Genomic DNA, 23,640 nt, shown 5'->3' with positions numbered 1-23,640 from the left:
AATTAGATTACCCTGGTAAACAGAGGCACATACAGGCTCTTTGGACAAAAGACCCTTCAACGTTCAAGAACGTCACAAGGGTCTTCCGCACTTATTGCATGAGATTAATGGTGATGGTCGTATTTAATCTCAATGCGTGCAAGGATACCGGCTGGATTGCCAATGCTTCGGTTAGCATTGGATGGAGAGTTAAATCCAGCAATCACGATATTATTTTCACCTTCGTTTAGGAAAGGCTCGATATGAAACGTTCTTCCTGGATTGTAAAAGGCTAAAGTATCCTGTGGCTGGTCAATAACTACCGGTACTCCGTTAATGAGCACGATAGCATAGTTGTCAACGGCAAGAAATAACGTCGCTTTCTTGATTCTCTTATGGCCTACTTTGAATGTTTTGGCTACTACTGCTGCTGGTCCAAGGGAATCACTCGCCCCCCAAACATAAGCTTCACCTTCTCGCGGTTGCACCCATGCCGCAATTGGCTCGTTTTCAAGTGCGTTTACCCAACTGCCGTCAGTACTAATAATTGTGTGTTTTTCCATTTATGTTCACTTCCTTTCTATTTGGATAAGCTATTATATGAAGCTAGCACGCCGTTTGAAAGGGACAAATGAAACCGTATAAACAAACCAATGTAAAGCTAGAAACGGAATGTCGTTCCGTTTCCCCTAGATTTAGCTGCTCCAAACACGTAATCCACATGTATGCCTTAGCAGCTTCATTCACAGTCCCACTACCTCAAACACCTCACGTTCATTGGAAAAATCCAAGTGTACCAAAAGCCATCTATATGGCAGGGGATACTCTTCTTATGTGAAGGGCAGCTGTGATTCATATGCAAAAGTGCAAATGTGCAACCTTTGGTATCGAGATGAGCTCGCGTTTTGAAATGCGTGCGAAAGTGCAACAATTTCGGCCTGTATTCCGCATGTGGGTACCTTTTCGGTCCAAAAGGATGCTCTTTTGCACTAATTTAGCTATGTTCGGCCGTTTTCGCTGAAAAAGGATGCTCTCTCGCATCTTCGCCCCTGCGGGACAGCCTTATGCTAGATTTCAACCTAAGATCGGAGAATACAATGTATTTATCCAATGACCGCAAGCTTAGATCGTTCGGGATAGTTAGGTTGGATAGTTATGCGGATTGCGCAACACAAAAAAGCACCGCCCCATGGACGGTGCTTCTCTCTATCTTGTTCATTTTAAGCTTGCTCTCCGAAAAACATCTCAAATGCCAGCGAGGTCTGAACTCGCGCCTCTTCCTCATTCAACCGACGGATGAGTTCCATTTCCACCTGTGTGACTTCTTCACCTTGGAAATTAATTTCTGCGATGGAAGCTACAATACGAACAATCGCAATCGCTTGGTTCTCAGGTGTATATGCGATAACCTTCTGACCTGTCGGGAAAACACGGAAGCCGCTTTTTACCATTTTGCCGCGGCCATACTCCAGCAGCTCATAGAGCTCCTGCTCGGACTTAAACTTACAAACTGAATTGAATTCCGTTTGAAAACCCATGGTTTATCTACTCCGCATCGAAAGAATATTGGATATTTTGCTTCGCTGCATGACGCTCAAGCGCCAAACGAATAAGATCATCTAGCAACTCTTTATATGGTTTCCCTGTTTCTTGCCATAGCAGCGGATACATGCTGAATGGCGTAAAACCAGGCATCGTATTAATTTCATTGATGTAGATCTTCTGATCGATTTTGCCTAAGAAAAAGTCCACACGTGACAAGCCGCTGCCATCTACCGCCAAGAACGTACGGAGTGCCAGTGCTCTGACCTCATCCGATACCTCCTGGGGAATCTCTGCAGGGATAATCATCGCTGATTTGCCGTCCAGATATTTGGCTTTATAATCGTAGAATTCATTCGAAGACACGATCTCACCTACAACAGAAGCGATAGGTTCATCGTTCCCCAAAACGGCAACTTCGATTTCGCGGGCATCGATGTTTTCTTCAATAATGACTTTGCGATCATATTGGAAGGCGAAAGCAACTGCCGCGATAAGCTCATCTTGATTTCTCGCTTTGGAAATCCCAACGCTTGAGCCTAAGTTAGCTGGCTTCACGAAACATGGGTAGCCAATCGCTGTTTCCAGCTCCATGAGGTGATATGCGCGATTCTTCTCCCACTCTGTACGGGTAAAATGACGGAAAATGCACTGAGGAAGCCCTTCCTGCGCGAAAACCTTTTTCATCATGACTTTATCCATGCCTACTGCAGAAGCCAACACACCTGCGCCTACATAAGGGATATTCGCCATTTCCAGAAGACCTTGAATCGTCCCATCTTCTCCGAAAGTTCCGTGTAATAGCGGGAATACAACATCTAAGCCAAGATCCTGAGCTCCAGCTGAAGTGACAGAAGAGACAGCCACATCACCCTTCGTTTGAATGCCGCCAAAAATCGGCGCCAGTGCGTTGGAAGCAGGGGCGCTAGCATCACCTGTACTGAAGGTCAGTACTTCCTTGGATTCAGCCGGGCCTAGAAGAGGCGCACCGCTTCTCCACTCCCCTTTTTTCGATATATAAAACGGTGTAATTTCATATTTCGTGAAGTCCACAGCCTTCATAACCGCCAATGCTGTTTGCAAAGACACGTCATGCTCGCCGGATTTCCCTCCATAAATTAATCCAATTCGTATTTTGCGGCTCATTACGTACCTCCGTCTAGTATTTGCAGTTTCTTTGCTCTCATCACATTTCATCTGCTACATGAATGAACACGTATTTCGTCCGTTCCGACCAAGCAGGTGAATCCTTATACGCCCAGTAACGATTGCGACTATTAAAGGTATGCGCATTAACTAATGGCATCCCGTTGGCATCTTTGCCGATGACGAACGTATTATGCTGAAAGCGGCCGTCACCATCCCAATCATAGCTGATTGTGTCGCCAGGCTGAAGCTCTCTGGGATCTTTGACTTCGGTGCCTTTCAAACTATGCGTGTGAGGACGATCAAGATAATGATGTAAGCTGTTGGCTACTGCCCAACTATAGCTCCAGAGCTCTTGATGCCCTTTTTTGCCAGCATACCACCAGCCCGAATCCCTTTTCCCAGTATAGTCCATTGGAGCCCCGCCTGCAAAGAGGCATTGCGAGACATAATTCGTGCAATCCACTTCGAAATATTCGTACCTTGGATTCGGTGTTTGCCACCACATTTCCGCATATTGGACGGCTTTGGGGCGATTATAAATGATTTTCCGATGAGCGGATTCCAGACCACCCGTATTGCGTATACTAGGATTGATATAAGGAAGTGAAGGTGAGCTGCGCTGGGTGTTTAGGAATGTTTGATTCTCTGACAAATGGAAGCTGCGACCGCGGCTGGGCTGGGACTTTTCACTTTGTAGAAGCTCCGCGCTCTGAACCTTCCAGCCCTTAGCGTTACTCTCAATAATCACACGTTCTGATTCTATGCGCTCCTCCTGATGTTCTATTGATCCAATTTGATAGGTCAAAAAACGATGCAGATGGATATCTACAATAATGCCATAAGGCAATTCTTTAACGCCCAGCAGACGAAGCTTCGTCTCACCTCGCAGCAGCTTAGCATCGCGATCTCGGTAACTGTTCAGGAGCCTTCGCACCTTGACATCCTGTTTCCGTACATAAGCGCTGTCCGAGACAAATGCTTCTAATGGTGCAGATGAGCCCTCAAGCTCAGCCTGATTTTTCGCATGAACGTAATTGTAGAGCGCTGTTTTCCAGGACATCTTGGTATCCCTCCTTAGCTTTAATTAGGGTCTTTAATAGGTTTTGGTAGGACAAGCCCGAATTGCTTTGAATTGATTCAATATATGACATATTTACGGTAAAAATGATTGAAATTAATCTTTACTCACGCGTAGCGAAGCGGTATACTTGAAGCAGAGGGAATTATGAAATCGTGTTTCACTAGATGAAATTCGATGACATGGTTAGATATTATTATTGAGGAGGAACTACCTATGTCCAATAAGGACTCTTTTTCTGTGCGTAAGCAGTTAACTGTCGGCACGAAATCGTTCCAGTATTACAGCCTTCCTGACTTTGAAAGCCAAGGTCACGGCACAATCAACAATCTTCCAGTTTCCATCCGCGTTTTGCTTGAAGCAGCTATTCGTCAATTCGATGGTCGCGCTATTACAAGCGAGCACGTAAAACAAATCGCTGGTTGGGCTCAAGGCCGCGATGAGAACAAAGAAATTCCTTTCATTCCAGCTCGTATCGTTCTTCAGGATTTCACAGGTGTTCCTGTCGTCGTTGACCTTGCGGCAATGCGTGCGACAATGGCTCGTGAAGGCGGAGATCCTAAACGTATCAACCCGCTTGTTCCTGTAGACCTTGTAATTGACCACTCTGTCATGGTTGATGCTTTCGGATCCCCGGATGCACTCGAAATGAACATTGACTTAGAATTCGAAAGAAACGAAGAGCGTTACCGTTTCTTGCGTTGGGCACAAACAGCATTCGATAACTTCCGTGCAGTGCCACCTTCAACAGGTATCGTTCACCAAGTTAACTTGGAGTACTTGGCATCTGTTGCAGCAACGAAAACAATCGACGGCGAAACTGTTGTGTACCCGGATTCCCTCGTAGGCACAGACTCCCATACAACGATGATCAACGGTCTTGGTGTTGTAGGTTGGGGCGTTGGCGGTATCGAAGCGGAAGCTGGTATGCTTGGTCAACCTCTATACTTCGTCGCTCCAGACGTAGTTGGTTTCAAATTGACGGGTCAATTGGCAGAAGGCGCTACAGCGACTGACTTGGCATTGACTGTTACACAAATTTTGCGTAAAAAAGGCGTTGTTGGTAAATTCGTTGAGTACTTCGGTCCTGGTCTAAGCAACATCTCCTTGGCTGACCGCGCAACGGTTGCGAACATGGCTCCTGAGTACGGTGCAACAATCGGTTTCTTCCCTGTTGATAACGAAACATTGAACTACTTGCGTGCTACTGGCCGTGAGGAAGAGCAAATTGCGCTTGTAGAAGCTTATTACAAAGCACAAGGCATGTTCCGTACAGACAGCACGCCAGATCCAGTGTTCACAGAAGTTCTTGAACTTGATCTTAGCACGGTAGTTCCAAGCTTAGCTGGTCCTAAACGTCCGCAAGATCGCGTAGAACTTACGAACATGAAAGAATCTTTCAACGCTATCATCCGTCAGCCAATCGAAAAGGGCGGCTACGGCTTGACTGAAGAGAAAGTGGCTGAAGTTGTTGATGTTGTGTATCCAAATGAAACAGTTAAAATGGGTACTGGCGCAGTCGTCATCGCGGCGATCACTTCCTGTACAAACACATCCAACCCAAGCGTAATGATCGGTGCTGGTCTCGTAGCGAAAAAAGCGGTAGCTCTTGGTTTGAAAAAACCAGCTTTCGTAAAAAGCTCCTTGACGCCAGGTTCCCTTGTTGTTACTGAGTACCTGATTAAAGCAGGCCTTCTTGAGTCCCTAGAAGCGCTAGGCTTCCACGTTGCTGGTTACGGCTGTGCAACTTGTATCGGTAACTCCGGTCCGCTTCCAGACGAAGTAAGCAAAGCGATTATCGACAACGATATGACGGTTGCTGCTGTTATCTCCGGTAACCGTAACTTCGAAGGCCGCGTTCATGCTCAAGTAAAAGCGAACTACCTTGGATCACCTCCATTGGTTGTTGCTTATGCTCTTGCAGGTACAGTGAACATCGACCTTGCAACGGATCCAATCGGTTATGGCGAGAACGGTCAACCGGTCTACTTGAAAGACATCTGGCCTACAAACCAAGAGATTCAAGATGCGCTTAACATTGCTATGAGCCCTGACATGTTCCGCGACAAATACAGCAATGTATTCCGTGCAAATGAACGTTTCAACCAAATTCAAATTCCAGAAGGCGATCTGTACGAGTTCGACACGAACTCCACATACATCCAGGAGCCTCCATTCTTTACAGACTTGGGCACAGTTCTTGATGATATCGCTGATATCAAAGCAGCTAAAACTCTTGCACTTATGGGCGATTCCGTTACTACGGATCACATCTCCCCTGCTGGTAACATCAAAGTTGACAGCCCTGGAGGCCAATACTTGATTAACCATGGTGTCAAAAGAGAAGACTTCAACTCCTACGGTTCCCGTCGTGGTAACCACGAAGTGATGATGCGCGGTACGTTCGCGAACATTCGTATTCGTAACCAAGTGGCTCCAGGAACTGAAGGCGGCGTTACTACTTACTTGCCAACTGGCGAAGTTGAGTCCATCTATGATGCTTCCATGAAGTATCAAGCTGAAGGCCAAAACCTCGTAGTTATCGCAGGTAAAGAGTACGGAACTGGATCTTCCCGTGACTGGGCAGCTAAAGGTACGTTCTTGCTAGGCGTTAAAGCTGTTATCGCAGAAAGCTTCGAGCGTATTCACCGTAGTAACCTTGTTGGAATGGGCGTTCTTCCACTTCAATTCGTTAACGGCGAAAGCTGGAAAACACTTGGTATTACTGGTCGTGAAACATTCGACATCACAGGTTTGAGCAATGACGTTCAACCAGGTTCATCCGTAAAAGTAACTGCTACACGTGAAGACGGCACTAGCTTCGAATTCACAGCACTTGTACGTTTGGATAGCTTGGTAGATGTAGACTACTACCGTAACGGCGGTATCCTACAAACGGTTCTTCGCTCCATTCTTGCTGAGAACAAAAACTAATTATAAATATCCAGCAAAACACACACACCAAAGCTCGAGATTGCCTTCATGGCAGTCTCGAGCTTTTTCCATTTTTCAGGAGAAAATCTTTCTTAATGTCGTAAAGTCGAGCAAAAATGCACCCCGTTCAACCCTTACTCCCCCAAGGGATTGACTTACATTTCCAAAAACTGCGGGTTGAGACGGCGTATTTCGGCACCTATACTGAGGAAAGCGAAAGGGGAGATGAAGATGATGTTGATTAAAAAACTAGTCGTAGTCGCACTCGTAGCTTCCTTTGGTTTAGGCTTGAATGCAGGATCGTGGAGCCCGACGGCATCCGCAGCAGGAGCTACGACTTTAAAGCAAGGTACACAAAATGGTGACGTATGGGACGCACAATTCCGACTAAAAACTTTAGGCATATATGAGCCTTCTATAGATGGAAAATATGGTCCGATTACAGCCGCGGCAGTTCGTAAATTCCAAACGAATTATGGACTTAGCGTGGATGGGATCGTTGGTGCGCAAACATGGGAGTACTTACGTAAATTCACGGTGAACCAAGCTGAGCTTGATATGCTAGCTAAGGTCATTTACAGTGAAGCACGCGGCGAATCCTATGAAGGTCAAGTGGCTGTTGGAGCGGTCGTGATGAACCGGTTAAAATCCAGTCAGTTCGAGAATACCATTCAAGGCATCGTGTTCGAGGTTGGTGCGTTTACGGCAGTCAGCGACGGCCAATACAACTTAACACCGGATAGCGAAGCCTACAAAGCTGCTTTAGAAGCTGTACGAGGCTGGGACCCAACAGGTGGCGCCCTCTACTATTTCAACCCAAAAACAGCAACAAGCTCATGGATCTGGACACGTCAACAGACAGTACAGATTGGGAATCATATATTTGCGAAGTAATGATTGCGACACGTGCGAAGAGCACGATGAATAATGAAAACACCTCTAACGAAGCCGCTGCTGAAGCGAGCCGTTTAGAGGTGTTTTTTTATCATAAAGAGACTGCTTCTTACGCTTGTTCCGCTAACTCTTTCATGTGCTCCATCACCTCGAGATGAACGTTGCGAATAATGCTTTTCGTCCATAGATCGAAATAAAACGAGGGCTTCACTTTCAAATCATACCAGCTTGTGCCTATTAATGTCGTGGTACCGTCCCCATTGTCTTCTAGGATGAATTGTCCTTTGGACAAGCTCAAATGCCCTAGTATTTCCGGATCATCGGGCAACTTCGTAATTGCGAAGGTTAGCTTCCGGTTTTCTTCATATTCTACGATCTTCTCATTGAACACGATGCCATTGCTGAAAATGCACTTACGTTCTGCGCCGACATACTGGCCTTCTGCGGTAGATTGAACGGGGCTTGGCAATCCGATTCTGAATAACCAATAGTCAGGTTCTGACGTAATGGGTGAAAATGCCGTGACATTTTGCCATACGACCTCAGGCTTCGCATGAATTAGGATTCGGTCTGTGACCTGGCTTTCACCAGGCTCGGCGGTAAAGATATTGAGTAAGACGAGGCCGATCATCGCTGTAAGGATGGAGATATTAACGGTCTTTTGGTCTCTTTTGAACATGGCTTTACCAAGTAAAATACCGATTAGAATAAAGATGTAAATCAATGGTGCTACAATGATCAGGCAAATATAGCCCTCACCCATCATGAAATAACTATAAATTAAACCCACAAGTAAATTGAGAAAAGCATACCCAAAAGACGGGCCAACTGTCACGCGGTGCTTTCGCCAGAAATAGGCGTTTATGATACCCATGATGAACGGGAGTAAGACAAAATCAGATAAGATCAAAATACCTTCGATCCCTGTAGCGAGCTTGATACTATAAGCTGTCAAAAGCATAAAGATGATTCCGCATCCATTAGCCACAGCAATTCCCAACCAAATGTCTCTTGCTCTCCGACTCATAGCTTTCACTCCCTTGACTCTAACGTAGACGCTTTCGGAAAGATGCTATGACTAATCTAACGCGAACCGGAAGAATTGTAAATAATGGAAAAACAAAAAGCTGACGCACCTACTCATGCGTCAGCTTGCTCTTCATACCAAGGATTCAAGTGGACTAACACCTCATCCACATCGTTATGGGCTTCTTTGATTTTCTGCTTAATGCTACGGCTGATGTCGTGACCTTCTTGAATCGTCAGCTGGCCTGGCACGCCTAGTCTAGCGTCAACTAATATGTAATGACCATGCTCCCTCGCACGAAGACGATCGATCCGCTTGACCTCTGGTACAGCACGGATCAGCTTAGCATACTGATCGATATAGGCGGGGCTCACACTTCGCTCCATCAAAATATCGAAAGATTCGCTGCCCATTTCGTACGCCAGCTTCAAGACAAGAAATGAGACGATAATCCCCGCTACAGGATCTCCATACCCCAAGTAGCTAATGTTGTAGCGATCTCCTAACAATGCCAAGCCGATCCCTACGGAAGCTGCAATTGAGGCATACACATCTGCCAAATGGTCGTAAGCTGTGGCAATGAGCCCCTTGCTGTTGAGCTTATTGCCAATACGCATGGTGTAGACGTAGAGAATTTGCTTCCAAATGAGAGAAACAATAGCCGCGCAAAGTGCAATAATATGCGCCTCGCTCGCTGGTTCGAATAGGGCATGAATCGAGTGATAGCCCATATAGATAGCGGCTCCGCCTAGTATGATCGCAACGATAAAGGCGCCGAGCACCTCCGCTTTCCCATGCCCATAAGGATGCTCCACATCCGCTGGCTTCGAGGACACGCGCATAGAGCTGTAGGCGGTTGCCGTCGCAATGACGTCTCCTGCGTTATGAATGCCGTCGGCAATTAGCACTTGGCTATTGAACAGAAGGCCGACAATGATTTTGATGGCGGTCAGCACAATGTTACTGGCCAGACTTAGCCATATCGCCAGCATCGAGGCTGTCTTCTTCATGACTTGCCCACTCCCTTTCCCACTGTTAGTATGGCTTTTCAGAGGCAAAGCATCCGTCCATGTTGGGGTGGTTGAGGGGATGGGATAGAAAGTGCAGGAAAGTGCTTATTGGCTGCGCAATGCGCCATTTTCGGTGTAGATACGGGAAATAAGCACTCTGCGAGTGCTTATTTGGGGCTAGCTCGCGGGTTTTCGCGAGATAAGGTGATGGGAAGGGCGTATGGGTGTCATAAGCCCCCCAGCGCATCGTGCCGCTAGCGCAGCATCGTCCCCATGCGCCGCGCCGCCTCCATTATCGTCGGCGCCTGCTCTTGCATCAGCTCCAGCGTAAGCCTGTTCGCTGGACCTGAGACCGCGAGGGCGGCCACAAGTCGGCCGCCGCGGTCGAGGATCGGCGCGGACACAGCCGCCGCGCCTGGCTCGCGCTCTTCGACGCTCGTGGCGAAGCCCGAGCGCCTTGTGTCGCTGAGCTGCTGCAGGTACGCCTGCGTGTCTAACCCTGTCGGCCAATCGGCCGAGGTTAACAGCTGCTCCAGCAGCCCTGGCTCAGCAAAGGCGACGAGCACCTTGCTCGAGGCGCCGACGTAAAGCGGCATTCGCGCCCCGACAGGGGCAACACGGCGAATGGCATGGTTGCTCTGCACGGCTTGGATGCGCACACGCACCAGGCCGTCCTGCACGTACAGCGAGATCGTTTCACCGAGCTGATCGCGCAGTCTCTCCATCTCAGGCAGCAGAATGATGCCGGGGTCTCCCTCTTTGGACAGGTTAGCCGAAAGCTCCCACAGCCGGTAGCCCAGCCTGTATTTATCCGTCGCTTCATCACGCATGATGAAGCCTTTGCCTTCTAGCGATGCTAGAAGGCGATGCACCGTGCTTTTGTGAAGCTGCACACGTGTAGCAATTTCGGTTAACGTCAGCTCCGACGCCCCCGTAAAACAAAGCATAATATCTAAAGCGCGCTCAACAGCACGCACGGTCAGCTTGCCATCTTCCATCGTATGAACACCACTTTCATGAGCCAAACTGTTTCACCATATGAAACCTTGTTATGTTCAGTATAACGAAACTACATGGAACCGTAAAGGTCAAACACCTCTTTTTCCCATTATTACAGAACCGTTACAATAGGCTTACAAATGCCGCATCCTCATTGACTTGAAAGCGCATTCATAATACTATTAAATTAAGATCAGCACTTTTCAGAATATTTAAATAATTTACTCTCCCTTCACTTGTTCATACCTCTAACCAGCACATCAGTCATATACTCATCTTCACGGAGGGAGGCTACATCTATGTCTACAACTACACTCAATCCCGTTACGGGATCGCTTCAACCTACACTTGATCAGGTGATCACGCAGCCTTTTTTACGCAGGAGAAAGCTAATCACCACAACGCTTCTAGCCTTATTAATTCTTTGTACATCAGTCGTACTCATCTTCCATGCTTACATTGCGTGGACCCTAGCTCGACCACAAATAGCGCCTCTCCATTCAAACCCGATGAAGGCTGTACGTCTTCCTTACACGGATGTATCCTTCCCTAGTCAAAATGGTAAGTCCAACTTGGACGGCTGGTTCATCTCAGCAGCTGGGTCGAGTAAGACCGTTATTTTCTCCCATGGCTATGGCGGAAATCGCGAGGAAGAATGGGTCCCTTTGTACACCTTGGCACGCGAGCTTCATAAACAGCAGTACAACGTTCTCATGTTTGACTATGGCTATGTGAATCCAAGCAGTGATCGCCTCATGACAGGCGGTGTTCAAGAATCCCAGGAGCTGCTCGGAGCCATCAATTATGTCAAACAGTCCACAGGCGGTTCGATCTTTATATGGGGCTTTTCTATGGGAGCAGGCACTGCTTTACAGACGGCTCTGCAGCAAAACGGAGATATTTCAGGGATGATCCTCGACAGCACATTTCTGTTGAACTCGGACACCCTTTATCACAATATGACGCAAATCGTGCAAATACCTAGATACCCTTCTCTGCCGCTTGTCAGCTTATTTCTTCCATTACTGAACGGGGTAAGCTTACATGATGTTCCATTCAAAAAAGTAACCACAACTTCTTATGAGATGCCGATCTTCCTGATCCATGGCACCAATGATAAGAAAGCTCCTCATGGCTTAGTCGAAGCGATGTTCAAACAGCAGCACAACAGCGCCTCTAAGCTATGGATACTTCCTAACGCACAGCATGAGCTTCTGTACCGTGCTGAGCCCAAAACGTATGTGCGCCGCACGATGGACTTCCTAGGCAGTATCGACCTATCTGCCACATCCGAGCACGTTAACGCTGGTATTCCCTCCTCCCTATAAAATCGACCTCTGATGAGGTCGGTATTTTTTTGCCGTTTGCCAGATTACATGCAGTATCGGTAACTTATCATGCTTATGTGGTATGAAGCTGCGTGTTGTAACTTGCATGAGACATTCTCCAAGCTGCAACCAGCATACTCTCCATCTACTGAGAAATGCAAAAGTGCAACTTTTCTCTATCAATTACACGATTTTAGCTAAAATTGATGCAAAAAGGCATCAATTTCTGTATTTTCGGCTCTGATTAGACCTTTACGCCCCCAGAAGATGCCTTTTTGCATTTATTTAAAACGATGAAGTGAATTCCTCTGAAAAGGATGCTCTTTTGCATTTTTGCCATCTGTGAACCGAACATAAATAAGAGGTAAGCAGCGCTTACCCCTCATCTATAACAAAACTCAATCCATCTCATAAATCGAGCCCGATTTACTGGCAAACAGCTCCGCGTAGACCTTCTCCGCATACGCGTCGGTCATGCCCGAGATGTAGTCCGCTACGAACCGCGGCCAGCTCCAATTACTATTCGTGCTGCGCCGCTCGTAGCTATCGATCCAGTCAGGCGGAATGATCCACTGCCCTTTATCCTTATTGATAAAGCTGTCCCAGAGGCGCTCGACGATGATCTCGCTGCGCTTTTGCAAGCGCAGGACGCGGAAATCCTTGATCAGCGTGACCCATGCCAGCTTTTTGAGAATTTCCATCGTCCGCAGCAGGTCCATATCCTCCGCGCCGTCTTTGACGAGGGCGACCTTCTTCCAGCCGCGTTCCGTGTCGTCGATAATGTCGAGGCGACTGGCAAATGAGCTGACCCAGCGCGCTTTCATCTCTCTGCGCGTCCGTGATTCCTCGCGGTTGCACTCTGCAAATATGAGCTGCCATTGCTCCAAATAATCATGCAGCACGCGTCTCACCATTTGCTCGATATCGACTTGCTCCCAGCCGAATTTATGCTGATTCGGGTCATTCAATATCTCCATCACTAGATGCCGAATTAGGCGTTGATCCTCGAAAAAGGCAGCGTTCATTTGGATTTTCCCCGCCCGAATGCCATCCTCAATATCGTGCGTAGAGTACGCAATATCATCGCATAAGTCCATCAATTGCGCTTCCAACGTGGAGCAGCCCTCCGGCATTTTCCAAATATCACGCAGCTCACGAATGATGTCCCACTCCGCCCCGTATACGCCCTTGAGACGCCCCTCTTCTTCGATGAGGAAGGGATACTTATTAATGCCGAGAAGCACGGCTGCTGTCAGATCTAGGCCGCTCTCGCTGCCTGCTCTTTTTTCAAGAAACATAAGAATTCGAAAATTTTGCGCATTGCCTTCATATTTCAAACCGTGATCCTTCATCAGGATATGGTTGAGCACTTCTTCGCCCTTATGTCCAAAAGGAGGATGACCAAAGTCATGCGCGATGGATGCACACTCAACTACGGTCGGATCAATGATCAGGCCTGGATGCTCTTTTTTGCTTAAAAAGGGATTCGTCCGCTCTAACCGCTTCGCCACTTCACGGGCGATCTGCGCGACCTCCAAGGAGTGCGTCAGACGCGTCCGGTAATAATCTCCTGAGCCGGCTCCGAACACCTGTGACTTCCCCTGCAGACGCCGAAAAGTCGGCGATTGTATCAACCTTGCGTAATCCCGCTCAAATTCATCCCGCTCTTCACTCCATTTTGAGGAAGCTGCCTCACCAGGCCGATATTTCCGTATGTTGTTCATATGCTTGCCCCCTCTTGCCCTCTAGCGCTGTCTGCGCCGATCTCACCCGTATCCTGCTGCTCCAAGCGATCCATCTTTCTTCTATTAGTTTATGCGAGAGCATGTACGATAGTCACCATTCAAATCTAGCCGAAGTAGCAAGGATTATGAGAAAACTTCTATCGAAGCAATTCAAGGATGAGCGACCGCGTTTATCGGTAAGTTTTATCGCCAAGAAGAAAGCCGTTTTCAGGAACTGAAAACTTATACTTTCTTATGTGGTTAATTTTTAACAATACTATATTCCTCTATACCCAACAAGCCTAACTTGCTCCTGACGCACAAAAAAGGGAATGATGCACAAGACCATTGTCTTCATGCACATTCCCCGGTGCTCACATTATTTTAATAAAGATAGAAATTCCGAACGAAGTGTTGAATCTTTACGGAACGAACCGCGCACAGCGGAGGTGACCGTTTGACTGCCGTATTTCTTCACGCCTCTTGCACACATACACATATGTTCGCCTTCAACGACAACCATGACGCCATGCGGCTTGAGCACTTCCGCCAAAATATCAGCAATTTCAGATGTAATCCGCTCCTGCACCTGCAGCTTGCGTGTAACGACATCGACCAAACGGGCAAATTTGCTGAGACCAGCCACTTTACCACTAGGTAAGTAACCAACATGGACTTTGCCAAAGAAAGGCGCCATATGATGCTCACACTGGCTGTAGTACACGATATCTTTGATGATGACCAGCTCTTCATGCTGTTCATCGAAGGTGACGCCAAGAACTTCACGAGGGTCCGCTGCGTAACCTGCAAAAATCTCTTCATACATGCGCGTTACACGAGCTGGCGTGTCCAATAGACCTTCCCGATCTACATCTTCACCAATCAAACGCAAAATCTCACGGACATGACTTTCGATCTGCTCGCGATTCTCCGCGACTAATGCATTTTTATAATCGATGGATGCCATCTACTTTACCACTCCACCCTATGTCTTATTTCCGCCGCTTTTGGTTCAAGTTTTGGTTTAAGTTTTGGTTCTTCATCATTTGCTGTGCTTTATTCAATTGTTGCTTATTCATGTTATAGCCCATTTGCTTCGCCATTTTGGCCAGCATTTCAGGATTGTTCTGCATGGATTCAAGCTGTCTCTTTAGATAGAATACACCAATAAAGAATCCACCAACCAAACCAACAATCAATGTGAGAATGGGAATAATATAACTCCACATAACCTATGCCCCCTGCTTGTACAATTTAGAATAGAATGCTTGTTCTATCATATCATTACTGTTCCACGCTTTACAAATCAAAGCACCTGTTCGATGAATACAGTCGTTTCTTTGGCCAGATCGATCTCTTTGATCTCCAACAATTTATCGGTCGCATCCTGCTTCACAATTCGAATGATCGGCCGCGTCGGAAGTCCTCTATGCTGACCCACGACAACACCAGTCTCCCGATTCGTTAGCCGAACTGATGTGCCGGTAGGGTAGATGGAGACAATTTTCATGAATTGAATCAACACATCCCGATCCAGCTTCGTCTCCGCCAGCGCCAGCATGTATTCACAGGCCTCATGCGGCAGCTTGCGACGACCCGCAGACATATCAAACAACAAGTTATCGTACATGTTGGCGACGGCTGTTATTTTGGCATAGAGATGAATATCTTCGCCCATTATCCCTCTCGGCGTGCCTTCTCCATTCAGTGCCTCATGATGCTGAAAGGCAACATGTGCAATGAGCAGATTGAACTCCCGCTTATTCTTCAAAAGCTCAAACCCGCGCCACGTATGATGCCGCCGCGGATCCTCTGATTCATCGTCTGTGAGCAGCTCCACTTTTCCGATATCATGCAGAAGCGCCCCCATGGCCAGATCTTTCAATTGGGTCGCATTCATCCCCATATTCATCCCGATGAGCACAGACATCATACACACATTCATGGCATGGATATACATGGCATTATCCTGCGTCCGGATATCATTCAGCTGCACGAGGACATCGCGATTCTTCATAATCTCATCCAGCAGCGTATTAATCGACATGCTGACGCTGCGTGAATTAAAATCTTTCCCCGACTGAATAGAGGCGAACGTCTGACCCATCTGGGTCATGACAAGTCGCTTCGTTTCTTCTGAAAGGATTTCTGGAATCTCCACATCCTCCAGATTGGGGTCCTTGATATAAACCATCGTCACGCCAATGCGATTCAATGTATTGATCATAAATACCGTTAGCTGCACATTCTCCGATAGCAAAATAGCCCCATTACTGGCATAAATCGTACGTCCCAGATATTGACCAGGCTCCACAGAATCCAGATGCACATATTTCATAGGATTCACTCCACATGTTGTTATTGTTTAATCATCTACACTAGTAACGTTCGTTGCTCTAAATCCAATAAGTGCACTTTGGTCGGAAGCCCTCCGCCATAACCTACAAGGTCGCCGTTTGCTCCAATGATTCGATGGCAAGGGATAATAACTGGAATGGGATTTTGATTATTCGCGCCGCCTACAGCTCTTACAGCCTTTGGCGAGCCGATAGCTTCAGCAATGTGCTTATAGGACGCTGTCTCTCCGTAAGGGATCGTTTGTAGGGCTAGCCATACACGCTTCTGGAATTCAGTCCCTTGCAGATCCATTTCCCCTTCAAAGCTCTCTCGTTCCCTTTTAAAATACTGCGATAACTGTTCAGCTACGGGCGCTAGCTGCTCTGCATTTTCGCTAAGCTCAAACGCTCCATACCAACGGCGAGCCCACGCCTCGCGGCTCTCTCGATTGCTTTCAACCGTACCGAACTCCACCTTGCACAGTCCTTTTGGAGATGACATAAGGACAAGGGGACCGATGGGCGAGTCGATCTCGGTATACGCAAGCATGACTGTCTCCTGGGGCTGTTTCATCTTATCCCTCCTGTTCGGCCATCTCTTGGCTGATCTGTGCAGTAATCTGTGCAGCTATGGCCTTCTCGATGTCCGTCTGTACTTGCGGCTCTTGCTCAGCCGCAGCAGCTTTCTCCAGCGCGCGGCAAGCTTCCTCGCCGCCGATTCGCCCTAGCGCCCACGCTGCGGTAGCCCGGATCTCCGGGCGAGGATCGCTCCGCAGCAGATCCCCTAGGACCGGCACCGCCGACGCGTCCTTGAAATTACCGAGCGCGATGATCGCGTTGCGCTGGATAGGCTTTTTGCCGCGCCAGGATGCCGCGATGCGCCCATACTGCTCTTTGAAATCCTTGTTCGACATCGTGAGCAAGGGAATGAGCAGCGGCTTGACCTTCTCCGGGTCAGGCGTAAGCTCGGGATGATGCGTCCAGTTTATCCCCTTGTTTTTCGGGCACACGACCTGGCACGTATCACAGCCGTAGAGTCGGTTGCCGATCTTGCGTTTGAATTCATCATCCACATACCCTTTGGTCTGTGTGATGAACGAGATGCAGCGACTCGAATTGAGCTGCCCTGGGCCGACTAGCGCCCCTGTTGGACAGGCATCGATGCAAATCGTGCAGTCTCCGCATTGGTCCATAATACCTATATCGGATTCGAACGGGATGTTCGTGATCATTTCGCCCAAATACACCCACGATCCCCATTCGGGGGTGATGACGGCGCAGTTTTTGCCGCTCCAGCCGATACCGGCACGTTCGGCGACGGCGCGGTCGACTAGGGCACCGGTGTCGACCATACTCTGCAGCCTCGCCTCCGGCACGCGCTCGGCGATGAACGCTTCCAGCTTCGCGAGTCGGTCGCGAAGCACGTCGTGGTAGTCGCTCCCCCACGAGGAGCGCGAGATCATGCCCCGATAAGCCCCCGGCTCGGATCGGGGAGGGTTCGGCAGCTTCGACGGGTACGCGACCGCGATCGAAATGATCGACCGTGGCGCGTCGAAGCTCAGCTCGGGGTGTACCCGCTTCTCGATATCCGGCTCCTCGAAGCCGGATTCGAAGCCCTTCTCCCTGTGGCGGAGAAGGATGTCCTTCAGTTCGTGGAACGGCTCCGCGGAGGTGAAGCCGATCTTATCAATACCGAGAGAAGGCGCGGCTTCCACAATCTCTTGTTGCAGCTTACGCCAATCTGTTCTCTCTGCCATGGAAACCGCCAACCCGCTCACCTCACTCTTCTGATTTCATCGCTGTTTTATAGCTTACCGGCCATGTCGAGTGGCCATAGTACAAACTCTGCCCGTCCCTGGACAAGACTGGTCGGGATGACCCCGAACATGCGGCTGTCTGCACTCGCCGCCAGGTGACGATTATCGCCCATGACGAAGATTTGTCCCTGTCCGACGGCCGTCGGACCGAAATCCCCATCTTCAATGAGCGTATCCGCATACGGCTCCGTAACCTTATCGCCGTTCACATACAGAGCCCCTGCGCGGCTCTGTACTTCATCGCCCGCAATAGCGATGACCCTTTTGACCAACAAAGGATGCTGAGGCAGCGCAAGCTTCTCAGGCTCCTTGAGAATGACAATTTCGCCGCGCTCTGGTGCTTTTATATAAGTAATCGCTTTATTCACGAACAACCATTCACCATCGCCTAGTGTCGGGTCCATCGAGTGACCGCGAACGGTTGATAAGTTAAATCCAAACTGATGCACAATGATAACAACAAGAAGAGCTACGAGAATGGATTTCGTCCAGTCCCACAGCTCATGCGTGAAGCTTTTCGACTCTTGAACTTGCCCTGGCGTAGAAACGTTCCTATTGGTATCTTCGCGACCTACGAAGAAGCTCATTCAACCGCCTCCGCTCTTATATTTTTCCCATTGCTCGTAATAATAGATCACCATGTCATCTTGGAAAGGCGGCTTGTCCTCATTAACCAAAGCCAGCAGTGCTGCAAGCCCTTCCTTCACCTTCGTCTCCACAAGGGCCGAGTAATGGTAGCCCAGCTTATGACGCTCGTATTCATCTTGATCCACAATATGTACAGTACGATCCGGCAACCGGATGACGTCCAGATCATAGTCGATATACGTTAATACCTGCTGATTGAGATACATCGGTGAGGCTACATTACAGTAATAGCGCACCCCAGACTCCTCCATCAGAGCAACGATATTAAACCACATTTTGGGAATAAAAAAAGAAACCCCTGGAATGCGGCTAACCCACTCCTTGCCGTCCGCTTCTTGAATCTTGGTCTGACTATTGATAAACACTAGCATGCCCTGTTTCTGATGCTCTTCATGGAGCAGACTTGGAGGAACCCGCCAATTAGTCAGCCACATGCGATGTAGATGCCCGTCGTGTTTGAAGCTTTTTATCACATACGGCGTGAAATTATCCATGTTCAAAGCTCCTCTGTCAAATTGCTGCCGAAACGTTACCTTATTATACTAGAAAAGCATATCTGACCCCCAATTGCAATGGCGGCACAGATATGCTTCCTATAAGCCAAACCTATTTATTTCCTTACCGTGCCACCCAAGAGGCTACACGCTTACTTTCTTCACAATGCTAAGCCGATGTGCAGCTCTGGAGAAGTCATCTGTGCTATAGCCAGCAGACTCGTACACAGGCAACACCATTTCATTATGAACATCTACCGTTACCATAATTTTCTTAACATTCCGCCCGAGAAACCGCTGCTTCATTGCCTCGATCAAAGCTTTGCCAATACCCTTACGTTGATATGCTGTTGCGACTGCGATCCTATAGTAGTAGCCATTGTTATTATCAATCGTGCCGATAATCATGCCTACGACTTGCTCTTCTTCTTGAGCGATTAAAACAAGCTCCGTGTCCCACGATAGCTGACGAGCGAAGGCTTCAATCGTCTCCTCATAGCAGGTTTCCGACAGAACGTCTTCTAGAAGTTCTTTAACCGAAGAGGTATCACCAAGCTGAAATGAACGAACATGCATACGGTTCTCTCCCAATTCCATATTAATTTGTAGAGATTAATTTTCTGGTAAATAAGTAAATACGACAAAAAAACACGAAATCCTGCTGAAATTGTGGTGAAATTCACAAAAAACTTTGTTTTTTTCGATATTCCTCTTGAAAGCGCTTAAATGCAAGCGTTTTCAATGTTGTAATTTGATAAGAAAGCTGATAATTCTAGTGCTATTGACCTCACTTCTATGCGATGTGCATTAGTCTTCAAGACGCATAAAATACCGTGCGCCAAGGAACAATGAAAGACAGCATCATGAAATTGAGAATTTATGGGATGGTTGAACATGGAACTGATCCGCCGTTTATTTAAAGCTGCACATCGGATGATCGAAGAAAGCTCCGAGCACCAACAACAGAAGCCAACATCCGAGATCGTCGAAATTTCAACAAGCCTTTCCGAAAATATAGATCAACTCGCCACGATTTTCAGTGATACACCTGATTTGATCGTGCGTACGTTCACTTATAAACAATCCGGAGCCCCGGCAGCACTGGCCTATCTCGATGGACTTGTAGATAAAAATTCCATTAACAATAATGTTCTGCATGAGCTCATGTTTCGCACAACTACTGATGAGAGCGACGAATTACCCGTCGCTATAGGAGATCTCAAAAGCCTCATTGCTTGGGCAGGGGTTGAAACAGCTATACTGTACGGCTATAGCGTTCTTTTCATTGATGGGCAAACCCATGCTTTTTCCTTAGAAACACAAGGCTGGCCTCAACGCTCCATCACGGATTCCCAGATAGAAGCCTCTTTGAAAGGCGCTCATCAAGGCTTTATCGAAACAGGAAGTCAAAATATTGCCTTAATTCGACGATACATCTCCAGCCGAGAGCTCAAAATTAAAGAGCTTTATGTCGGTAACAGGACCAAAAGCAAAGTGTCCATCCTGTATTTAGAAGATGTTGCACTCCCTGAAATACGCCTTGAATTAGAGCGCCGTATCTGCAGCTTGCAGATCGACTGCATCATCAATACTGGCGAGCTTGTGGAGTTAATTGAAGATAATCCCTTCTCCCTGTTTCCACAAATGATGACTACTGAACGCCCAGACACAGCTGCATCTCAGCTGCTGCAAGGACGATATTGTGTTGTCGTAGATCGATCCTCCAGTGTACTAATTGCACCTGTAGGACTAGCTGCCTTTTTTCAGGGTATTGACGACTACAGCACGCGTTGGCCCGTTGCTACGTTCTTTCGACTACTTCGTTACTTTGCTTGTATCATCGCAGCGTTTCTACCTGCTTTCTACATAGCGTGTATTTCGTTTAACCATGAACTCATTCCCTTGGATTTGATTTTGTCGATTGGCGAGTCTCGATCCGCTGTCCCCTTTCCTCCTTTTATCGAGGCGCTCATTATGGAGATCATGCTCGAAATGCTGAGGGAGGCAGGCGTCCGTCTTCCTGCGCCCGTTGGCCAAACTGTTGGAATTGTTGGAGGGATTGTCATTGGGCAAGCAGCGGTTCAAGCGGGGATTGTGAGCAATCTCATGGTCGTTGTCGTCGCCTCCACGGCGGTTGCCTCCTTCATCCTCCCCAATTATGACATGGCGGCTTCCGTTCGATTAATCCGCTTTCCAATGATGACGATCGCTTCCATGTACGGCATCATCGGGATCATGGCAGGCGCAATGGTCATCCTAGCTCATCTCATTAGCTTAAAATCACTCGGAGAACCTTATAGTTCTCCCATTGCTCCGCTGCGAATGGCGGACTGGAAGGATGTCTTTATCCGCCTGCCGCTCAAAAAAATGGTATATCGACCCAAAAGCGTTCGTTCTCTTCAAAAGCGTCGATACGGTGTACTGAAACAGAAAGGAGATGATTCATCATGAATCCAGGTAAAGGCAATCAGATTACACTGCTTCAGTATATTTTGATTATTCATAGTGCTCAGCTAGGTGTTGGCTTAATCCCTCTGCCTGGTGACCTCGCTAGGGGCTGCGGCACGGACGGATGGATTGTCTTAATTATCGGATGGCTAGCATCTATGGCTAGCAGTCTGATTATTATTCAGATCATGAAAAAGCACCCTAATGGCACGATTATAGACTTACTAAGCCACTATTTTGGGATCTGGGCTGGGAGAGTCGGTATGATTGTGTTTGCTGGCTATTTCCTTATCTTCGTTTTTCTAATCTATCATCGCATGGGACTTCTCATTCAAAATTGGATTATGCAGCAATCAAGTACATCCGTTCTTATGCTGCTTTTTCTTGTTCCCGCTTATATGATCACCAAAGGAGGGTTCCGCATCATTGGCCGCTATTCTGAGATTCTCGTTTTCCTTTCCGTGGGACTCATCCTGGTTACCTTCTTTTTTTTCAAATATGCGCAATGGATTTATCTGCTTCCCATTCTAAAACATGGCTGGATGCCGATACTCCAGACTGTTAAATCCACCATTTTAGCTTTCACTGGGTTTGAGATTGCCTTCTTTCTCTACCCGTACTTAGAAAAAAAAAGTACTGCATCCACGGGCATTATTATTGCAAATTCGTTTACCTTCATCGTTTACTTACTGGTTACAGTGGTTGCTTTTGTCAATTTCAGTCCGGACGAAATTACGCAATACCATAATACACTCATATCCTTATACAAAATCCTTGAATCTCGTTTTCTGGAACGATTTGATATATTAATTCTCTCCGTCTATTTACTTATTATCGTGAGAACCTTCATCCCCATGCTGTATGCCACTGTCCTATGTACCCAGCAGCTCGGTATCAAGGGGCAACCTCGACTGCACATCCTCCTTATCCTTACCGTTATGGTCGTTGTAGCATGGATTTGGAATCCAAGCTGGAATGACAGTATGAAATTAAGCAGCTTTGTTCAAAATCTAGGCATCAGCATTGCTTTTGTTATGCCACTTCTCTTATGGGGCCTTCTAGCCGGCATGCGCCTAATCTCACGGAGGGTGTCTCCATGAAGCCGATGCGGATTAGCCTTGTGATCTTCCCGATATTCGCTCTGTTCATCGTGCTATCTAGCTGTAAAGATCGATTGCCTTTAGAGAATGTGACGCTTGCTCTTATGGTGGGTTTTGATTTAGATAAAGATAATCACATCGTCATTTATGCTTCAAGTCCTGTCTTTAACAAGGAAGCGAAGGAGAAAAATGAAGTGACGCAGGTCACGGCGATTACCTTACAGGATGGACGGAACGAATTAGAGGGACGTGTGTCGGCGCTTATTGGCGGTGGCAAAATTCAAAATATACTGATTGGCAAACGCATATTAGCCCATGAAGACTGGTTTAAATTAATGGATATATTCTATCGTGATCCAAAAATGTCTGAAACCGCCAGAGTCATCGCCATCGAGGGCTCTGTAGAGGAAATTATTCGATTTGCCCCCCGAGATAAACGGAGATTGTCTATGCATATTGCCAGACTCCTAGATACTGCTTATATGCACAATCTAGTACAAGTTACAACATTATTTGACCTCCATCGGCAAATGTTTGAGAAAGGGATCACGCCATTCTTAACCAACATGCGCAAAGATAAGGATGTTGATGCTACAGGCACAATGTTACTGAATAAAAAGGGAAAGTATGCCTACACCATCGATCACACCGAAAATCAGCTTCTACAAATGCTGCAAAACGATAAACAGGACTCCTTGACCTTAACTGTCGTGATCCCCAAGGAGAAGGGCGATTCCTTTTTTGATACAGGAGCGATTAGCTTCTACGCTTTACGCATAAAAAGGGACATTAAAGTCACATTTGAACAGAATAAATTCCATTTTGATATCCAGCTCTCGATACCCGTTCATCTCACAGAGAAATATTTCGCCTTCGATGTACAGCACGAAGCACCTAAGCTTGAAGCCGAGATCAATCAGCAATTGGATGCGAAAATGAAATCTCTAGTTACAAAGATGCAACAGCATGAAGTTGACCCTATCGGCCTTGGCCTGTATGCGCGCGCCTATCAATTCAAGGCTTGGGAAAACGTACAAGATGAGTGGGGACATGCGTTCTCCGAAGCCGAAGTGCGTATTCATGTGAATACTAAAATAAAGAATATGGGCGAAACCATATAGAGCATGAATGAG

At 47.4% G+C, this 23,640-nt stretch carries 22 protein-coding genes; 6 read left to right on the top strand and 16 right to left on the bottom strand.

From position 1 onward, the window contains the following. Positions 1-104 precede the first annotated feature (104 nt). The 4 genes from AC58QO_RS26110 to AC58QO_RS26095 form a co-directional block, all read right to left on the bottom strand. Positions 105-542, bottom strand: coding sequence for a hypothetical protein (locus AC58QO_RS26110; protein WP_497270685.1), 438 nt, complete (start codon positions 540-542; stop codon positions 105-107). A gap of 657 nt (positions 543-1,199) precedes the next feature. Further along, the gene (locus AC58QO_RS26105; RefSeq protein ID WP_497270684.1) at positions 1,200-1,517 is read right to left on the bottom strand and encodes a hypothetical protein; all 318 of its coding nucleotides are present in this window, start codon (positions 1,515-1,517) and stop codon (positions 1,200-1,202) included. Between the two features lie 7 nt (positions 1,518-1,524). Next, the gene (locus AC58QO_RS26100) at positions 1,525-2,667 is read right to left on the bottom strand and encodes a D-alanine--D-alanine ligase (protein WP_497270682.1); all 1,143 of its coding nucleotides are present in this window, start codon (positions 2,665-2,667) and stop codon (positions 1,525-1,527) included. Positions 2,668-2,707: 40 nt separating this feature from the next. Next, positions 2,708-3,730 (bottom strand): amidase domain-containing protein, encoded by a 1,023-nt coding sequence (locus tag AC58QO_RS26095; protein WP_497270680.1) that lies wholly within the window; start codon positions 3,728-3,730, stop codon positions 2,708-2,710. A gap of 234 nt (positions 3,731-3,964) precedes the next feature. On the opposite strand from AC58QO_RS26095, the gene acnA reads away from it, so the two are divergent. Both acnA and sleB read left to right on the top strand, forming a co-directional pair. After that, positions 3,965-6,682: an aconitate hydratase AcnA gene (gene acnA, locus AC58QO_RS26090; RefSeq protein WP_497270679.1), complete on the top strand. Its 2,718-nt coding sequence runs from the start codon at positions 3,965-3,967 to the stop codon at positions 6,680-6,682. Between the two features lie 231 nt (positions 6,683-6,913). Then, positions 6,914-7,576 carry a spore cortex-lytic enzyme gene (gene sleB, locus AC58QO_RS26085; protein ID WP_497270677.1) on the top strand — a complete coding sequence of 221 codons (663 nt, stop codon included), beginning with the start codon at positions 6,914-6,916 and terminating at the stop codon, positions 7,574-7,576. 109 nt (positions 7,577-7,685) lie between these two features. Here sleB and AC58QO_RS26080 read toward each other — a convergent pair whose 3' ends face one another. The 3 genes from AC58QO_RS26080 to AC58QO_RS26070 form a co-directional block, all read right to left on the bottom strand. After that, positions 7,686-8,603, bottom strand: coding sequence for an SRPBCC family protein (locus AC58QO_RS26080; protein ID WP_497270675.1), 918 nt, complete (start codon positions 8,601-8,603; stop codon positions 7,686-7,688). Between the two features lie 113 nt (positions 8,604-8,716). Continuing rightward, positions 8,717-9,613: a cation diffusion facilitator family transporter gene (locus AC58QO_RS26075; protein ID WP_497270673.1), complete on the bottom strand. Its 897-nt coding sequence runs from the start codon at positions 9,611-9,613 to the stop codon at positions 8,717-8,719. Between the two features lie 254 nt (positions 9,614-9,867). Further along, positions 9,868-10,611: an IclR family transcriptional regulator gene (locus AC58QO_RS26070; RefSeq protein WP_497270672.1), complete on the bottom strand. Its 744-nt coding sequence runs from the start codon at positions 10,609-10,611 to the stop codon at positions 9,868-9,870. A 300-nt stretch (positions 10,612-10,911) separates the two neighbouring features. On the opposite strand from AC58QO_RS26070, the gene AC58QO_RS26065 reads away from it, so the two are divergent. Then, the gene (locus tag AC58QO_RS26065) at positions 10,912-11,940 is read left to right on the top strand and encodes an alpha/beta hydrolase (protein WP_497270670.1); all 1,029 of its coding nucleotides are present in this window, start codon (positions 10,912-10,914) and stop codon (positions 11,938-11,940) included. 398 nt (positions 11,941-12,338) lie between these two features. Here AC58QO_RS26065 and AC58QO_RS26060 read toward each other — a convergent pair whose 3' ends face one another. From AC58QO_RS26060 to AC58QO_RS26020, 9 genes are all read right to left on the bottom strand, one after another. After that, the gene (locus AC58QO_RS26060) at positions 12,339-13,664 is read right to left on the bottom strand and encodes a deoxyguanosinetriphosphate triphosphohydrolase family protein (RefSeq protein WP_497270668.1); all 1,326 of its coding nucleotides are present in this window, start codon (positions 13,662-13,664) and stop codon (positions 12,339-12,341) included. A gap of 379 nt (positions 13,665-14,043) precedes the next feature. Further along, entirely contained in the window at positions 14,044-14,631 is a 588-nt protein-coding gene (gene folE, locus AC58QO_RS26055) for a GTP cyclohydrolase I FolE (RefSeq protein WP_497270666.1), read from the bottom strand. 25 nt (positions 14,632-14,656) lie between these two features. Next, positions 14,657-14,893 carry a YneF family protein gene (locus AC58QO_RS26050; protein ID WP_497270664.1) on the bottom strand — a complete coding sequence of 79 codons (237 nt, stop codon included), beginning with the start codon at positions 14,891-14,893 and terminating at the stop codon, positions 14,657-14,659. 77 nt (positions 14,894-14,970) lie between these two features. Beyond that, positions 14,971-16,002: an HD-GYP domain-containing protein gene (locus AC58QO_RS26045; protein WP_497270663.1), complete on the bottom strand. Its 1,032-nt coding sequence runs from the start codon at positions 16,000-16,002 to the stop codon at positions 14,971-14,973. A 35-nt stretch (positions 16,003-16,037) separates the two neighbouring features. Continuing rightward, positions 16,038-16,574 (bottom strand): methylated-DNA--[protein]-cysteine S-methyltransferase, encoded by a 537-nt coding sequence (locus AC58QO_RS26040; RefSeq protein WP_497270661.1) that lies wholly within the window; start codon positions 16,572-16,574, stop codon positions 16,038-16,040. Between the two features lies 1 nt (position 16,575). Further along, positions 16,576-17,757 (bottom strand): tRNA epoxyqueuosine(34) reductase QueG, encoded by a 1,182-nt coding sequence (queG, locus tag AC58QO_RS26035; RefSeq protein WP_497270659.1) that lies wholly within the window; start codon positions 17,755-17,757, stop codon positions 16,576-16,578. A gap of 47 nt (positions 17,758-17,804) precedes the next feature. Next, a complete protein-coding gene (gene lepB / locus AC58QO_RS26030; RefSeq protein WP_497270657.1) occupies positions 17,805-18,404 on the bottom strand; it encodes a signal peptidase I in 600 nt (199 codons plus the stop codon). Next, positions 18,405-18,959, bottom strand: coding sequence for a DUF402 domain-containing protein (locus AC58QO_RS26025; protein ID WP_497270656.1), 555 nt, complete (start codon positions 18,957-18,959; stop codon positions 18,405-18,407). A 144-nt stretch (positions 18,960-19,103) separates the two neighbouring features. Then, positions 19,104-19,535, bottom strand: a complete 432-nt coding sequence (locus tag AC58QO_RS26020; RefSeq protein WP_497270654.1) for a GNAT family N-acetyltransferase — start codon at positions 19,533-19,535, stop codon at positions 19,104-19,106. Positions 19,536-19,892: 357 nt separating this feature from the next. Between AC58QO_RS26020 and AC58QO_RS26015 the strand changes: the two genes are divergently transcribed. The 3 genes from AC58QO_RS26015 to AC58QO_RS26005 are packed head-to-tail and all read left to right on the top strand — an operon-like array spanning position 19,893 to position 23,628. Beyond that, positions 19,893-21,410, top strand: a complete 1,518-nt coding sequence (locus AC58QO_RS26015) for a spore germination protein (protein ID WP_497270768.1) — start codon at positions 19,893-19,895, stop codon at positions 21,408-21,410. Beyond that, positions 21,407-22,507, top strand: a complete 1,101-nt coding sequence (locus tag AC58QO_RS26010) for a GerAB/ArcD/ProY family transporter (RefSeq protein ID WP_497270652.1) — start codon at positions 21,407-21,409, stop codon at positions 22,505-22,507. The genes AC58QO_RS26015 and AC58QO_RS26010 overlap by 4 nt, the downstream gene beginning before the upstream one ends. Next, the gene (locus tag AC58QO_RS26005; RefSeq protein WP_497270650.1) at positions 22,504-23,628 is read left to right on the top strand and encodes a Ger(x)C family spore germination protein; all 1,125 of its coding nucleotides are present in this window, start codon (positions 22,504-22,506) and stop codon (positions 23,626-23,628) included. The genes AC58QO_RS26010 and AC58QO_RS26005 overlap by 4 nt, the downstream gene beginning before the upstream one ends. Positions 23,629-23,640 lie beyond the last annotated feature (12 nt).

Source organism: Paenibacillus sp. J31R30 (genome assembly GCF_059692115.1).
Note: the sequence above shows the minus strand (reverse complement) of the source record. Positions and strands in the feature narration are given on the sequence as shown.

Coding starts and splice junctions, on each gene's coding strand:
- AC58QO_RS26110 (WP_497270685.1), bottom strand. CDS start 542: ATGGAAAAACACACAATTATTAGTACTGACGGCAGTTGGGTAAACGCA.
- AC58QO_RS26105 (WP_497270684.1), bottom strand. CDS start 1,517: ATGGGTTTTCAAACGGAATTCAATTCAGTTTGTAAGTTTAAGTCCGAG.
- AC58QO_RS26100 (WP_497270682.1), bottom strand. CDS start 2,667: ATGAGCCGCAAAATACGAATTGGATTAATTTATGGAGGGAAATCCGGC.
- AC58QO_RS26095 (WP_497270680.1), bottom strand. CDS start 3,730: ATGTCCTGGAAAACAGCGCTCTACAATTACGTTCATGCGAAAAATCAG.
- acnA (WP_497270679.1), top strand. CDS start 3,965: ATGTCCAATAAGGACTCTTTTTCTGTGCGTAAGCAGTTAACTGTCGGC.
- sleB (WP_497270677.1), top strand. CDS start 6,914: ATGATGTTGATTAAAAAACTAGTCGTAGTCGCACTCGTAGCTTCCTTT.
- AC58QO_RS26080 (WP_497270675.1), bottom strand. CDS start 8,603: ATGAGTCGGAGAGCAAGAGACATTTGGTTGGGAATTGCTGTGGCTAAT.
- AC58QO_RS26075 (WP_497270673.1), bottom strand. CDS start 9,613: ATGAAGAAGACAGCCTCGATGCTGGCGATATGGCTAAGTCTGGCCAGT.
- AC58QO_RS26070 (WP_497270672.1), bottom strand. CDS start 10,611: ATGGAAGATGGCAAGCTGACCGTGCGTGCTGTTGAGCGCGCTTTAGAT.
- AC58QO_RS26065 (WP_497270670.1), top strand. CDS start 10,912: ATGTCTACAACTACACTCAATCCCGTTACGGGATCGCTTCAACCTACA.
- AC58QO_RS26060 (WP_497270668.1), bottom strand. CDS start 13,664: ATGAACAACATACGGAAATATCGGCCTGGTGAGGCAGCTTCCTCAAAA.
- folE (WP_497270666.1), bottom strand. CDS start 14,631: ATGGCATCCATCGATTATAAAAATGCATTAGTCGCGGAGAATCGCGAG.
- AC58QO_RS26050 (WP_497270664.1), bottom strand. CDS start 14,893: ATGTGGAGTTATATTATTCCCATTCTCACATTGATTGTTGGTTTGGTT.
- AC58QO_RS26045 (WP_497270663.1), bottom strand. CDS start 16,002: ATGAAATATGTGCATCTGGATTCTGTGGAGCCTGGTCAATATCTGGGA.
- AC58QO_RS26040 (WP_497270661.1), bottom strand. CDS start 16,574: ATGAAACAGCCCCAGGAGACAGTCATGCTTGCGTATACCGAGATCGAC.
- queG (WP_497270659.1), bottom strand. CDS start 17,757: ATGGCAGAGAGAACAGATTGGCGTAAGCTGCAACAAGAGATTGTGGAA.
- lepB (WP_497270657.1), bottom strand. CDS start 18,404: ATGAGCTTCTTCGTAGGTCGCGAAGATACCAATAGGAACGTTTCTACG.
- AC58QO_RS26025 (WP_497270656.1), bottom strand. CDS start 18,959: ATGGATAATTTCACGCCGTATGTGATAAAAAGCTTCAAACACGACGGG.
- AC58QO_RS26020 (WP_497270654.1), bottom strand. CDS start 19,535: ATGCATGTTCGTTCATTTCAGCTTGGTGATACCTCTTCGGTTAAAGAA.
- AC58QO_RS26015 (WP_497270768.1), top strand. CDS start 19,893: ATGATCGAAGAAAGCTCCGAGCACCAACAACAGAAGCCAACATCCGAG.
- AC58QO_RS26010 (WP_497270652.1), top strand. CDS start 21,407: ATGAATCCAGGTAAAGGCAATCAGATTACACTGCTTCAGTATATTTTG.
- AC58QO_RS26005 (WP_497270650.1), top strand. CDS start 22,504: ATGAAGCCGATGCGGATTAGCCTTGTGATCTTCCCGATATTCGCTCTG.